We start from the raw sequence: 13,702 nt of genomic DNA, 5'->3' as shown, positions 1-13,702 counted from the left end.
CTGCGGGGGCGGGTTTACCCGCGTATGAGGCAGGCTGGCAGGCTACGGCTCAGCGCTTGCCCAGAATCTGCCCGAGCATCTCTGGCCGCGGCGCGCCTTGCTGGCTCTGCAACCGACCCTTGTCATCCTGGTAGAAGATCGCCGGGGTCGCTGCCAAGCCCATCTCTTCCATCAAGGCCAGGTTGGCCTCCAGTTTTTGGCGCACCGCCTCGGGGATGGTCCCCAGCGGCTTGAGGGTGCTCGCCTTGCCTGCTTTCTCATGCTGTTGCAGCGCTTTGGCCGGGTCCTTGGCAGCCAGCAGCGCCGCAGACTTGCCCGGGCTGTCCTCGCGGATGATGCCGACCATGATGTGGCGCAGCTGCACCTTGCCCGATTCCACCCAAGGCCGCGCCTGCTCCCAGAACATGTTGCAGTAGGGGCAGTTGGGGTCGCTGAACAGGTACACCTTGCGCGGAGCGTCGTCCTTGCCGTCGGCGATCCAGGCGGTTTTTTCCATCTTGGCCCAGATCGCTTTGCTCATCGGGGCATACACGAGTTTTTCCAGCGGCTCGGCGCTGAGGTCCTTGCCTTGTTCGTCGAACAGGCTGCCGACCAGCACATGCTTGCCATCGGGGGTGAGGTACAGGGCGATGCCGTTGTTCTGGTAGGCGGCGGCATAGCCTTTGAGGCCATTGGGCGCATCGAAGCTGCCTTTGATTTCGGCGCCCTTGGCTTGCAGTTGCTGGATGGCCTTGGGCAACGTTTCAGCCTGCAGGGCGGGGGCTGCGAAGGTCATGAGGGCCAGGGGCAAGAGGGCATTCAATCGCATGTCAATTTCCTTGTGCGGCGGAGGCGGGCCGGTTGGCCTGCTCGAAAGGTTCCAGGGCGCGGTGCAGGCTGGCCCGGGACAACTCGCCCAGGTGACTGCCGATCAAGCGCCCTTCGGCGGTGTAGAACAAGGTGGTGGGCAGAGCCATGGAGCCCACCTGCTGGGCCAGCTGACCGCTACCGTCGAACAGCACGTGGGTCAGGCTCAAGCCGGTGGTGGCCAGGAAGGTGCTGACGTTCTCCGGCGTCTCGCCTTGGTTCACGAACAGGAACGTTACGTGCGGGTACTCGTCCTGGGCTTGCTGCAGCACAGGCATTTCCCGACGGCACGGTGGGCACCAGGTGGCCCAGAGGTTGATCACCAGCGGCTTGCCTCGGTAGTCGTGCAGTGCCACCGATTGGCCGCCGGCATTGCGCAGGCTCAGCGTCGGCAGCTCGGTGCCCTTGCTGTAGAGATGGCTGCCGAGGCTGGCAAGGATCCAGAACACCGCACCGCTCAGCAGCGCCCAGCCCAGTGGTCGACGCAGGCCCGGATGTCGCCGGCCCTGCCACAGCGCGCCGATGACGATGCCGATCAGGCCGGCCCACAGCAGGAAGCCGCCGTCGCGAATGTCGATCGCCTGCAGCGGATCGTCGCGGAACATCGGCCAGTACGCCAGGACGAAACCTGCGCGTGCACACAGCAGCCCCAGCAGGAACAGGTTGAACAGCGCCGACTCGGGGCTTTCACCGCCGCGCCGGGCCACCCACCAGCCCACGATGCTGGCCACGGCCAGGGCCGCGAGCAGTAGCAGGTGGTTGAGGGCCATGGTGAGTGGCCCCAGGGTTACGGTCAGCATCAGCCTTGGCTCCTGGTCTGTGCCCAGTGTTGCTTGAAGGCTGCGGCATCCACTTCACCGGTGATGCGCCGGGCTCGGCGCTCGTCGCCTTCCGGACCGATCCAGATCAGGCTGGGCGGGCCTGGCACCTGGTAGCGTTGCAGCAACTCGCGGCTGGCGGGCGTGTCGGCGGTGACGTCCAGGCGCACCAGGTGCACGCTGGCGAGGTCGGCAAGCACATCGGGCCGGGCGAATACCTGTTTCTCCATCACCTTGCACGACACGCACCAGTCGGCATAGTAGTCCAGCATGACCCACTGGCCGCGTGCCTTGGCAGCGTTCAGTTCGCGTTGCAGATCCTGGGGCTGGCTGACAGTGACGAAGGCGTCCTCGGCCTTGGTCGCGCTTTGCACGCCGCTGCCGGCAAAGGGCTGCAAGGGTTGCCACAGATCGTCGCCGCCAGCGGCCGCGCCGACCAGCAACAGCCCACCCCAGAGTGCACCCAGCAAGGGGACTGCGCGCAGGGCCGGCAAACGGTGCAGGGCCGGCCAGGCGGCCCAGGCCAGGGCGATCAGCCAGGCGCCACCCAGGGCCAGCAGCAACGGGGCCGGCAGCAGGCTGCGCACGGTGTACAGGGCCATGGCCAGGAAGACGAAACCGAACAGCCCCTTGACCAGGTTCATCCAGGCGCCGGGGCGGGGCAGGTAGCGGTTGCCGAGGGTGACCAGCAACAGCAGAGGGACGCCCATGCCCAGGCCGAGGCTGAACAGCACCAGCGCTCCTTGCAGCACGTCGCCGCTCTGGGCGATGTACAGCAATGCGCCGGCCAACGGCGCGGTCATGCAGGGCCCCATGAGCAGGCCGGAGAGCGCGCCGAGCAGGGCTGCGCCATACACATTGCCACCGCGGGTGCCTTGGCCGGCACGGTCCAGGCGATCGCGCAGGGCGGCAGGCAGTTGCAGTTCGAAGGCGCCGAACATCGGCAGGGCGAGCATCACGAACAACGCTGCCAGGCTGCCCAGCAACCAGGGTTGCTGCAACCAGGCCTGCAGGCTGGCGCCGAGCAGGGCGGCCACCACGCCGAGGCCGGCATAGACCAGCGCCATGCTCAGTACATAGACCCCCGCCAGCAGCCAGCCACGGCGGGCGCTTTCGCCATTGCCCAGGACCAGCCCGGCGAGGATCGGCAGCATCGGCAGCGAACAGGGCGTGAAGGCCAGCAGCAGGCCAAGGCCGAAGAACGCCAGCAGGCTCCACGCCAGGCTGGCCTGTTGCAGGTCGCTGGCCAGGGCCTGGTCAGTGGCTTGATCCGAAGCCGGCACCGCCTGGCCACCCAGGTCGATGGCGGTGGTTTGAGGCGGGTAGCACAAGCCAGCATCGGCGCAGCCTTGCCAGCCCAGGCGCAATTGGCCCTGGGCAGTGGCGGGTATCAGCAATTGGAGTTGGTGGCGGTAGACCGCGCTGTCACCGAAGAACTCATCATGGTGGTTTTCGGCGGGAGGGAGCTGTGGATGTTGTTCAGGCGTGAGGCCGTCGAACTTCAGACGCTTCTGGTAGAGGTAGTAGCCGTCCTTGATCTGGAAGTTCAGGCGCATCTGACCGTCGGCCTGGCGGTCATGGGTCAGGACGAACGCCTGGTTGACCGGCAGGAAGTCCGGCTTGGTCTCGAACGGGTTAGCCTGCAGCGGGCCGGCCAGCAGAAATGTCAGGAAGAGCAGGAGAACGCGCATGTCTTCGCCTTGGCAGTACTGTGAATCTGGCCATGCTGGCCTTGGCTGATTAACCCAAAGTTAACCGGTGTCGTTTTGCTGCCATCCTGCAGGTGCCGCCCGAGGTTCGATTGGCAATGGGCGGGTACAGCCGTCTCGTTAATCATTCATAATCGGTTCTTAATCCGCCAAGCGTGCAATACAAGCTTCCCCACCGGAGACCCCTCATGCACGTACTGCTTTGCGAGGACGACGACCTGATCGCCAGCGGCATCTGCGCCGGCCTCGCCGCCCAAGGCCTGACCGTGGACCGGGTGGCCACCGCTTCGGCCGCGCAGGCCTTGCTTCAGGCCGCGCAGTTCGATGTGATGATCCTCGATCTGGGCCTGCCCGACGAAGATGGCCTCAAACTGCTGCGCCGCCTGCGCCAACAAGGCGTGACCCTGCCCGTGCTGGTGCTCACCGCCCGCGATGCGGTCACCGACCGGGTCGATGGCCTGCAGGCCGGGGCCGACGACTACCTGCTCAAACCCTTCGACCTGCGCGAACTGGCGGCCCGTCTGCACACTCTGTTGCGTCGCGTGGCGGGTCGTGCGGTGAATGTTATCGAGCATGGCCCCCTACGTTACGACCCCAGCAGTTGCGAGGCCACCCTGGCCGGCCGGGCGGTGGACCTGTCCCGCCGCGAGCAGGCGCTGCTGCAGGCCTTGCTGCAAAATCCCGGACGGGTGCTCTCCAGCGAGCAGCTCAAGGACTGCGTCTATGGCTTCAGCGACGAAGTCGAAAGCAATGCCTTGAACGTCCATATCCATCACCTGCGCCGCAAGCTCGGCAACAGCATCGTCGAGACCGTGCGCGGCCTGGGGTATCGCCTAGGCCCGGCGCAGGCTCCGCAGGAGCCAGCACCATGAGCCTGCGCGCGCGCCTGACGCTGATCCTGGGCAGCGCCTTCGTGATCATCTGGGCATTGGCCGCCGCCTGGATGCTGCGCGACCTGCGCCAACAGATGATGTTTTCCCTCGACCAGCGGCTGGTCGCATCGGCGCGTATGGTCGCCGGGCTGATCGAACAACTGCCGCAGCCGCTGGCGGCCAAGGGCGAGGATGCGCATTTCTCCGCCGACCAGCTCAGCGTGCCGGATGGCATGGCCTGCCAGGTCAGTTCCCTGCGCGGCGAGATCCTGGCCAGCAATCACAAGCACGACGGTGCCATGGACGATCAGCGCAGTGGCTTCCGTGACCAGACCATCGACGGTGCGCTGTGGCGCACCTTCACCTACAACCATGGCGATGTGCGCATCACCACCGCCGACCGTCACCAGGAACGCGAGGCGCTCAATCGCTCGATCTTGCTGGCAGCCTCAGCGCCGGTGTTGATGGCCCTGCTTGGCAGCCTAGGGTTGTTGTGGATAGGCGTAGGCAAAGGGCTGGAGCCGCTCAACCGCATGCGCGATGCGCTGCGCAGACGGCGCGCCGACAGCGTCGAACCGCTGCAGGTGGCGGGCATGCCCAGTGAGCTGCAGCCACTGCTCGAGACCCAGAACCAACTGTTCCTGCGCATCGCCCAGACCATCGAGCGCGAACGGCGCCTGACCGACGATGCCGCCCATGAGCTGCGTAGCCCACTGACGGCGATCAAGACCCACCTGCAGGTCGCGCGCATGACTGACGGCGCGGTCCGCGAGCAGGCCCTTGAGCATGCCGAGCAAGGCACTGACCGCATGCACCGGACTCTCGAACAACTGCTGATGCTGGCCCGGGTTGAGGGCAGCCTGTCGTTCGACGACGGCGTGCAGTGCAGCGCCGAGCAGGTGGCACGCCAGGCGGTGCAAGACGCCGGCGGCGGCGACAACCGCCGCATCGTGGTACGCCTGCCCGAGGAGGCCAGCCGGATCTACCTGGGCATGCCCGCGCCACTGGCGGTGGCGGCACTGCGCAACCTGCTGGACAACGCGCTGCGCCACGGCGGCGACAACGCGGTGGAACTGGAGGTGCAGATGGCCGACGGGCAGGTGGGTTTCATGGTTCGGGACCACGGGCCGGGGATCGCCGAGGAGGACATCGAGCACCTGACCGAACGCTTCTGGCGTCATGACCAGAGCGGTGGCTGCGGGTTGGGGCTGGCGATTGTCCAGGCCATCGTGCAGCGCTGCGCCGGCAGCCTGCGCTTCGAAAGCCACAGCGATGGGCTGCGGGTGTGGCTGCGGGTGCCGGCGCGCCAGGAGGCCTGATCCTCGATGTTGCGCAAACCTCATGACGGGTAAACCCGCTCCCATTCGGCCCACGCGGGCCCTGCGGGAGCAGGTTTACCCGCGAAGAGGGCGCCTGCGGAAAAACCTGCCTGACAGCTAAATCCTTGCCTCGCTGAAGCGTTTTCCAAGCGATAACCACCCGACACCCATCCGCTTACCGGGGCGTGGCGGGGCTCATTCGCTTGTTCGCGAGGATTTTTCCGATGTCGATCGCTTCCAGCCTTGCCCAGGTCCTGCCGAGCAGCGCGCCACAGACGCTGTACGAGTTCGAGGATTCCCCCCTGCTGTTGCGCCAGCAGCAACAGGAGTCCAACGCCCGCAGTTACCCGCGGCGTATTCCCTTGGCGCTCAAGCGTGCGCGTGGCATCCATGTCGAGGACGTCGAAGGCCGTCAGTTCATCGATTGTCTGGCAGGTGCCGGCACCCTGGCCCTGGGCCACAACCACCCGGTGGTGATCGAGGCCATCCAGCGCGTGCTGGCCGAAGAGCTGCCCCTGCACACCTTGGACTTGACCACGCCGGTCAAGGACCGCTTTGTCCAGGACCTGTTCGGCATCCTGCCCGAAGCCTTGCGCCGGGAGGCAAAGGTCCAGTTCTGTGGACCGACCGGCACCGATGCGGTGGAGGCGGCGCTGAAACTGGTACGCACCGCCACGGGGCGCAGCACGGTGCTGGCCTTCCAGGGCGCCTACCATGGCATGTCCCAGGGGGCGTTGAGCCTGATGGGCAGCCTGGGGCCGAAACAGCCGCTGGGTGCGCTGCTTGCCAATGGCGTGCAGTTCCTGCCGTATCCCTACGACTATCGATGCCCCTTCGGCCTGGGTGGCGAGGCGGGCGTGCGTGCCAACCTGCATTACCTGGAGAACCTGCTGTGCGATCCAGAAGCCGGTGTCGCGTTGCCGGCGGCGGTGATCGTCGAAGTGGTGCAGGGCGAAGGCGGAGTGATCCCTGCGGATATCCAGTGGTTGCGTGGCCTGCGCCGTATCACCGAGCAGGCCGGCGTGGCGTTGATCGTCGACGAGATTCAAAGTGGCTTCGCCCGCACCGGGCGCATGTTCGCCTTCGAGCATGCCGGCATCGTGCCGGACGTGGTCACCCTGTCCAAGGCCATCGGCGGCAGCCTGCCCCTGGCGGTGGTGGTCTATCGCGACTGGCTGGACACCTGGAAGCCTGGAGCCCATGCCGGTACCTTCCGCGGTAACCAGTTGGCCATGGCGGCAGGTTCCGCGGTGATGGGGTATCTGGTCGAGCATCGCCTGGCCGAGCACGCCGAGGCCATGGGGCAACGCTTGCGCGGCCACTTGCTGCGTGTGCAGCAGGATTATCCGCAACTTGGAGATGTTCGTGGTCGCGGGCTGATGCTTGGGGTCGAACTGGTGGACCCGGATGGCGCCGTCGATGCGCTGGGTCGGGCACCGGCCAACGGCACCCTGGCACCGAAAATTCAGCGCGAATGCCTCAGGCGCGGCTTGATCCTGGAGCTCGGCGGGCGCCATGGTGCTGTGGTGCGCTTCCTGCCACCGCTGATCATCAGTGCCGAACAAATCGACGACGTGGCCGACCGCTTTGCTCAGGCCGTGCAGGCAGCGGTCTCCGCCGGTTGAACGAACGGAACCTGCCAAGGCTCGGGGGGCTTCTGCCAGCAGTAAATTTCCCGATCCAGGTTACGTCCTAGCTTGGACAGAACCCGCAGTGTGGCTGGAACGGATAGAGGCGCAATGGGCATTTCCCGACGAGGATTCATCGCAGGCCTGGCAGTGGCGGGGGCAACCGGTACGGCTGCCTATCACGCACACAAGGCGCTGACCCACGATCCTGAGGACGACATCGTCACGCCAGGGGAGGCCAGCGTCGAGTTGGCCGACTACGCAGGACAAGTACTGGCCGATCACCTGCGTGGCATCTGGGACCTGCGCTTCGAAGGCCCAGAAGCGGGCCTTGAAGGGTTGCCCGTGGTCGGTGTCGAGCTGTTTCTCGACATTGCCACCAAGGGTCGCGGCCTGCGCGGCTTTGTCGATACCGGCGAGCGCTTGCGTGGCGACGGGGTGGCCCGCTATCGAGTGTTGGGCGATCTGGTCGAGGCATCATCTGCGCAGGTACGTTGGCGCTTGCTGAACCAGCAGGGTGGGCCCAGCTACGAATGCATTGCCAGCCTCGACGAGGTCTGGGGCGATTTCGCCAATGCTGGCACTGGTACCCTGAGCGGACGTCTGCAGCGGTTGGACCGACCGCTCATGCTGCCGGTGGCCGACAGCCGCTTCGTCGCGGTCAAGCGGCGCTTCCCCGAAGCCCGCGAGCGCATCGGCTATACGCCTCAGATGCACGCCTGGGTGCTCAGTGCCGAGCATCGGTTGTTCCACCAGCTCTGGCATGCCACCCGGGACAAATGGCACGACCTGTCCGAACAGCAGCGCGGCGCCCTGCGTGGCCTGGGCTGGCAGCCAGGCCCACGGGAGCGTGAGCGCGATGCCCGCGGCCCGCGCAAGCACCGCAATGGCTCGGGGATCGATTTTCTGTTCATGCACAGGCATATGCTGCAGACCGCTCGCCAGCTGCAGGACTTGCCATCCTGGACGCACTTCCCATTGCCTGCGCCAAGTGTCGAGCTCGACCGGGCAGGCTTTGCCCGCTATCACGAGAATCACGATGGTTGCTGTGTGCCACCGAGCTGGCAGGCGCCGGACGATGAGCCCTATGGGCAGTGGGTGTCGGCGATCAAGGCCAGCGAGACGTTTTGCAGCAACTTCCAGGTCTGGGAGTCGCAGTACCAGGACCCTCGGTACCTCGCGAAGCTGAGCCTGGGCGCGCTGGGATCGGAGATGGAGATGACCCTGCACGACTGGCTGCACATGTGCTGGGCTTCGGTGCCGCGTGACCCGCTCAATGGTGCGCCGGTGCCTTTCGCCCGCGATCCGTCTGACTTCGCCCTGCGTTGGTTCGGGCCGGAGAACGACTTTCTCGGTGACCCGTTCTCTTCCCATGTGAACCCTGTGTTCTGGGGCTTCCATGGTTGGATCGACGACCGGATCGAGGACTGGTACCGCGCCCAGGAGCGCTACCACCCAGGCCAGGTACGGCGTATGCAGGTCAACGGTGTGGACTGGTTCGCGCCAGGGCGCTGGGTAGAGGTCGATGACCCCTGGCTGGGGCCGGACACCCATGGTTGCAGCACGGTTCCTGGCACGCGTCCCGGCAAGTCGGTGGAGATGGATGTCGAGATCATGAAACTGGCGCTGCGCATCACCTTTGGCGAGGATGATGCGATCGGCGATCTGGTGCGGCGGGTGCCTCGCCGGCCCTGGTATGCGCGGCATCTTTCGCTGAAGAACATCGTGTCCTGATCGATGTCCAGGGGCCGCATTGCGGCCCCGATGCCGTTCAGCGCGAAGGCACCTGCCAGCCACCTCCCAACGCCTTGTACAACGCCACGCTGCCCTGTAGCCGGGCCAGGCGCAATTGCGCCTGCTGGTCCTGCGCGTCATATAGGGTGCGCTGGGTCTGCAGCACGCTGAGCAGGGTCTCTGCGCCGGCGGCATAACGTTGCTGGGCAAGATCGAAGGCGATGCGCGCCTGGCGCACTTCCTCGTCCTGCCACTGGCGCTGGTGGTCCACACCCTGGATGGCATTGAGCGCCTTCTCCACGTCGGCAAAGCTCGCCAGAATGCTCGTCCGGTAGTTTTCCAGCAGTTCTTGCTGCTCGGCAGTGGCCAGGTCGCGGGCGGCACGCAGGCGGCCGTTGTTGAAGACCGGCGCGATCAGCCCGCTGGTGAGGGTGTAATAGGGGCTGTCCAGGATCTGGGCGAAGGTGCGCGCGCCGCTGCCCAGGTCGGCGCCCAGAGTCAGCTTGGGCAACAGCGCGGCTCGGGCGACCTGAACGTTGGCGCTGGCTGCCGCCAGGCGTGCCTCGGCAGCGGCGATATCAGGGCGGCGGCCGAGCAGATCGCTAGGGACGCCGCTGCCGATGCGCGGCCATTGCAAGGCGCCGATCGTGCCACGGTTGGTGGGCAGGCGCTGGACAGGCTCGCCCAGCAGGGTGGCCAAGGTGACGCGGCTGTCTTGCCATTGCTGCTCAAGCAGCGGCACCTGGCGTTCCTGGGCGGCTACCAGGCTGCGCTGCTGGGCCAATTCCAGACGCGTGGCCGAACCTAAGCGTTCCCGCGCTTGTACGAGCGCCAGCACGTCACGCGCATTGTCCAGGTTCAGACGGGCAATACGCAGTTGTTCCTCCAATGCCAAGCCTTGCAGGTAACTGTCGGCCACCGCGCAGGTCAGCGTCAGCTCGACCGTCTGGCGGTCGAAGCGACTGGCGTCCAGGCCATGCAAGGCGCTGTCACGTGCAGCGCGCAGGCCTCCCCAGAAATCGATCTCGTAGCTGGCGCTCAGGCGGGTGCCGAAGGAGGTGCTGGTACGCTCGCTGCTGCTGGCATCGAGTTGGTCGTTACCGTCGCCGCGCAACAGGCGCTGGCGGCTGGCATCCAGGCCGAACTGCAGCTCTGGCAACAAAGGTGCGCCGGCGATCACTGCGCGGGCCTGGGCCTGGCGCACCCGTGCGGTGGCGGCGGCGAGGTCATGGCTGTTGCGCAGGGCCCGCTCGATCAATTGGTCCAGCTGGGGGCTGGCGAATGCCTTCCACCAGATGGCATCGGGCAGGGGGCGGGTAGCGTCTTCGCGCTGCGCCTGCCAGGCCGCCGGCGCGGTGATATCGGCCTCTGGACTGGGCGGTGTGCTGCACGCGGCAAGGGCGAGGCTCAGGGTCAACAGGGTGATACGGCTGGGCAATGTCATGAGTTATACGCTGGTGAGGGCTTTGACCGGATCGAGGCGAGCGGCCTTGCGGGCTGGCATGAAGCCGAACACCACGCCGGTGACGACGGCGCAGGCGAATGCACCGAGCATGGCGGGTAGAGCGAAGGCCACGGCGATGTCGGCCAGCATCAGGCCTGCGCCGATGCACAGGGCCAGTACGATGCCGGTGACCCCGCCGACCATCGACAGCATCACCGCTTCGCTGAGGAATTGACGCAGGATGTCGCGCTGACGGGCTCCAGTGGCCATGCGGATGCCGATCTCACGGGTACGCTCGCGCACGGTCATGAGCATGATGTTCATCACGCCGATGCCGCCAACCAGCAAGGAGATGGCGGCAATGGCGCCGAGCATCAGCGACAGGCTGTTCTGGGTGCGGGCTTCGGCTTGGATCAAGGCTGCATCGTTGGTCAGTTCGAAATCGCGCTTGCCTTGGTGGCGCTGGCGCAGCAGGTGGTCGATGGCCGCCTCGGTGGCGTGGACCTGGGATGAGTCGAGAGCGGCAATGGCGATGTACTCGGGCTCATAGCGCCCGAACAAGCGAATGGCGGCGGCGGAGTAGGGCACCACGATGCGCTCGTCGCTGTCCTGGTCCCCCGAGCTTGCACCCTTGCCGGCCAGAATGCCCACGACCTGGAACGGCACGTTGCCGATCAACAGGTACTGGCCCAGCGGGTCGCGCCGGTTGCCGAGCATCTTCTCCTTCACTTTCTGCCCGATCACCGCCACGGCAGCACCACTGGCCTCGTCTGCCTCACTGAAAAAGGCCCCTTCGACCACTGGCCAGTTGAAGACTTCCGAGAACCAGGTGTTGTTGCCACCGACATAGAACTGCTGGCTGTTGTTGCCGTAGCGCACCATCAGTTCTTCGCCGATGACCGGCATGACGCGTTTGACCTGTGGCAGTTCGGCGATCGCGTCGACATCATCAAGGGTGATGAGGCCTGCAGGTTCGCGCAGTGTCGCCGCTTTGCCGGACAGGTAGAGGATGTTCGAGCCGAACGCGGCCATTTGTGCCATGACCTGGCGCTTGCTGCCTTCGCCGACGGCCAGCATCACCACCACCGAGGCGACGCCGATGACGATGCCGAGCAAGGTCAGGGCAGTGCGGAAGCGGTTGATCCACATGACCCGCCAGGCCGCCTGCAGGGCTTCGAGCAGCTCGCCTTTCCAGGCGCCGCGCAAGGTGGCGCCGCGGTCCAGACGCTGGCGCAGCTCGTCGGCTTGCAGGCCTGGGTACGTAGCGGTTGCAGGTTGCTCGTCGGCCGAGTCGCTGATCATCAGTCCATCACGGATCTCGATGACCCGATGAGCTCGTGCCGCCACTTCGCGGTCGTGGGTGATCAAAATGATCACGTGGCCTTGGTGGGCGAGTTCATCCAGCAGGGCCATGACTTCGGCGCCGCTGTGACTGTCCAGCGCGCCGGTGGGCTCGTCGGCGAGGATGATGTGTCCGCCGTTCATCAGTGCCCGGGCGATCGATACCCGCTGCTGCTGGCCGCCGGAGAGCTGGTGCGGGCGGTTGGTGGTGCGGCTGGCCAGCCCCAGGCGTTCGAGCAGCGCACGAGCTCTGGCGTGACGTTCGGCGGCGGGCGTTCCGGCATAGATGGCCGGCATCTCGACGTTTTCCTGCGCGGAGCCCGAGGGGATCAGGTGATAGCCCTGGAACACGAAGCCAAAGGCCTCGCGACGCAGCCACGCCAGCTCATCGCTGTCCAGGTCGGCGACGTCCTTGCCGGCGAAGCGATAACTGCCGGCGCTGGGGCGATCAAGGCAGCCGAGAATGTTCATCAGCGTCGACTTGCCTGAGCCCGAGGCACCGACGATGGCGACGAACTCGCCGGGGTGGATGGTTAGGCTGATGCCGCGCAACACCTCGACTTTCGGTGTGTCGATGCCGCCATAGGCCTTGCGGATGTCGGTGAGTTCGATCAGGGGGGCAGACATTCAACCTCCGCTGGCGGTCGGGGCGCCGATAACCAGTTGCTCGCCTTCGCTCAGGCCTTCGAGGATCTGCACGCGCAGACGATCGCTCAGGCCCGTTCGCACCTGGCGCTGCTCGATCTTGCCCTGGCGATTGAGCACCTGGGCCAGGTACAGGCCGTCGTCATCGGCATCGTCCAGGGCGGCCAGGGGGGCGGTGAGCACCTGCTTGGCCTGGCCGGCAACGAAGAACACCTGGGTGGTCATTTCGGCCATCAGGGCGCCATCGGGGTTGTCGACGTCCAGCAGCACGGTGTACTGCACCACCTTGTTGCCGGTGGTGCCGGCGCTGGCGCTGGCCGGGCTGCCGCCGCCCTGGCTGGCCTGGTCCAACGGCTTGGGCGGGATCGGCAGGATCTGCCGCACGCGGCTGCTCCAGCGGCGCTTGCCGCCGGCCAGGGTGGTGAAGTAGGCGCTCATGCCGGGCTGGACCTTGCCGATGTCGGCCTCCGATACCTGGGCCCAGACAGTCATCGGCGAGAGTTTGGCGATACGCAGGATCAACGGCGTCTGTTGCTGGGCGTTGAGGGTCTGGCCCTCCCGGGCATCCACAGCGACCACGGTGCCGCTCATGGGGGCATAGATGCGCGTGTAGCCCAACTCGGCCTCGTCGCTGCGCAGGCTGGCTTGAGCCTGGCGGATCTGCGCCTGGTACATGTCGATGCGCGCCTGGGTCACTTTGAGTTGGGCTTGGGCTGTTTGCAGGTCTTCCTCGCGGGTGGCGCCTGCGGCGGCCAGATCACGTTGGCGTTGGTACTGTTGCATCGCCAGCTGGTACTGGGCGCGTTGTTCGGCCAGTTGGGCCTTGAGGTTTTCGATGGAATAGCGACCGGCATCGAGCTTGGCTTGCTGGGTGGACGGGTCGATCTCGACCAGCAACTGACCCTGGCGCACCACATCGCCCACCTCCACGTGCAACGTGCGGATCTGCCCGGAGGCCTGGGCGCCCACATCGACATAACGCCTGGGCTGCAAGGTGCCCAAGGCCGTGACGCTGCTTTCGATATCGCCTCGCACGACCTGGACGGTGCTTACCGGCAGGGTGCCGAAGGGCAGGGTCTTCCAGGCCAGGATGGCGCCCAGGCCAAGCAGGCCCAGGCCACCGAGCAGGATCCGACGGCGGGTGTGGATTAAGCGTCTCATGCGGGCTTCCGGCCAGGGGTGAAAGTCACACGCGGCCAATCGTGGCACGCAGGGCGGTCTCAGGTAGACGAAGCCACAACGGGGAGATTTAGTCGATTCGAGAAGTGGGGGAGGGTTGTTGCTGAGAATAATTATAATTTGTAATATGTCGCGCTGATATCACTTCGTCCCGTGTTCCGATTGCA

At 65.9% G+C, this 13,702-nt stretch carries 10 protein-coding genes; 4 read left to right on the top strand and 6 right to left on the bottom strand.

Annotated features, from left to right (window positions below; translation table 11 throughout):
- Positions 1-49 precede the first annotated feature (49 nt).
- The 3 genes from dsbG to dsbD are packed head-to-tail and all read right to left on the bottom strand — an operon-like array spanning position 50 to position 3,355.
- Positions 50-808: a thiol:disulfide interchange protein DsbG gene (gene dsbG, locus HMPREF3173_RS15055; RefSeq protein ID WP_070574235.1), complete on the bottom strand. Its 759-nt coding sequence runs from the start codon at positions 806-808 to the stop codon at positions 50-52.
- 1 nt (position 809) lies between these two features.
- Positions 810-1,646, bottom strand: a complete 837-nt coding sequence (locus tag HMPREF3173_RS15050; protein ID WP_070574233.1) for a TlpA disulfide reductase family protein — start codon at positions 1,644-1,646, stop codon at positions 810-812.
- Positions 1,646-3,355 carry a protein-disulfide reductase DsbD gene (gene dsbD, locus HMPREF3173_RS15045; protein WP_070574231.1) on the bottom strand — a complete coding sequence of 570 codons (1,710 nt, stop codon included), beginning with the start codon at positions 3,353-3,355 and terminating at the stop codon, positions 1,646-1,648. Before dsbD ends, HMPREF3173_RS15050 begins: the two co-directional genes overlap by 1 nt.
- Positions 3,356-3,561: 206 nt before the next feature.
- Between dsbD and HMPREF3173_RS15040 the strand changes: the two genes are divergently transcribed.
- The 4 genes from HMPREF3173_RS15040 (at position 3,562) to HMPREF3173_RS15025 (ending at position 8,926) form a co-directional block, all read left to right on the top strand.
- The gene (locus HMPREF3173_RS15040) at positions 3,562-4,245 is read left to right on the top strand and encodes a response regulator (protein WP_070574229.1); all 684 of its coding nucleotides are present in this window, start codon (positions 3,562-3,564) and stop codon (positions 4,243-4,245) included.
- A complete protein-coding gene (locus HMPREF3173_RS15035; RefSeq protein WP_070574227.1) occupies positions 4,242-5,564 on the top strand; it encodes an ATP-binding protein in 1,323 nt (440 codons plus the stop codon). The genes HMPREF3173_RS15040 and HMPREF3173_RS15035 overlap by 4 nt, the downstream gene beginning before the upstream one ends.
- 224 nt (positions 5,565-5,788) lie before the next feature.
- Positions 5,789-7,189 (top strand): aspartate aminotransferase family protein, encoded by a 1,401-nt coding sequence (locus HMPREF3173_RS15030; RefSeq protein WP_070574225.1) that lies wholly within the window; start codon positions 5,789-5,791, stop codon positions 7,187-7,189.
- A 114-nt stretch (positions 7,190-7,303) separates the two neighbouring features.
- Positions 7,304-8,926, top strand: a complete 1,623-nt coding sequence (locus HMPREF3173_RS15025; RefSeq protein ID WP_070574222.1) for a pyoverdine maturation tyrosinase PvdP — start codon at positions 7,304-7,306, stop codon at positions 8,924-8,926.
- A 37-nt stretch (positions 8,927-8,963) separates the two neighbouring features.
- Here the strand turns inward: HMPREF3173_RS15025 and HMPREF3173_RS15020 are convergent, their stop codons facing one another.
- The 3 genes from HMPREF3173_RS15020 to HMPREF3173_RS15010 are packed head-to-tail and all read right to left on the bottom strand — an operon-like array spanning position 8,964 to position 13,517.
- Positions 8,964-10,370: an efflux transporter outer membrane subunit gene (locus HMPREF3173_RS15020; RefSeq protein ID WP_070574220.1), complete on the bottom strand. Its 1,407-nt coding sequence runs from the start codon at positions 10,368-10,370 to the stop codon at positions 8,964-8,966.
- A gap of 3 nt (positions 10,371-10,373) precedes the next feature.
- Positions 10,374-12,338 (bottom strand): MacB family efflux pump subunit, encoded by a 1,965-nt coding sequence (locus HMPREF3173_RS15015; protein WP_070574218.1) that lies wholly within the window; start codon positions 12,336-12,338, stop codon positions 10,374-10,376.
- Positions 12,339-13,517, bottom strand: a complete 1,179-nt coding sequence (locus tag HMPREF3173_RS15010) for an efflux RND transporter periplasmic adaptor subunit (protein WP_070574216.1) — start codon at positions 13,515-13,517, stop codon at positions 12,339-12,341.
- Positions 13,518-13,702 lie beyond the last annotated feature (185 nt).

The organism is Pseudomonas sp. HMSC08G10, assembly GCF_001808425.1.
In the GTDB taxonomy this organism is placed as follows: Bacteria; Pseudomonadota; Gammaproteobacteria; order Pseudomonadales; family Pseudomonadaceae; genus Aquipseudomonas; species Aquipseudomonas guariconensis.
This window is presented reverse-complemented; position numbering and strand designations above follow the sequence as displayed.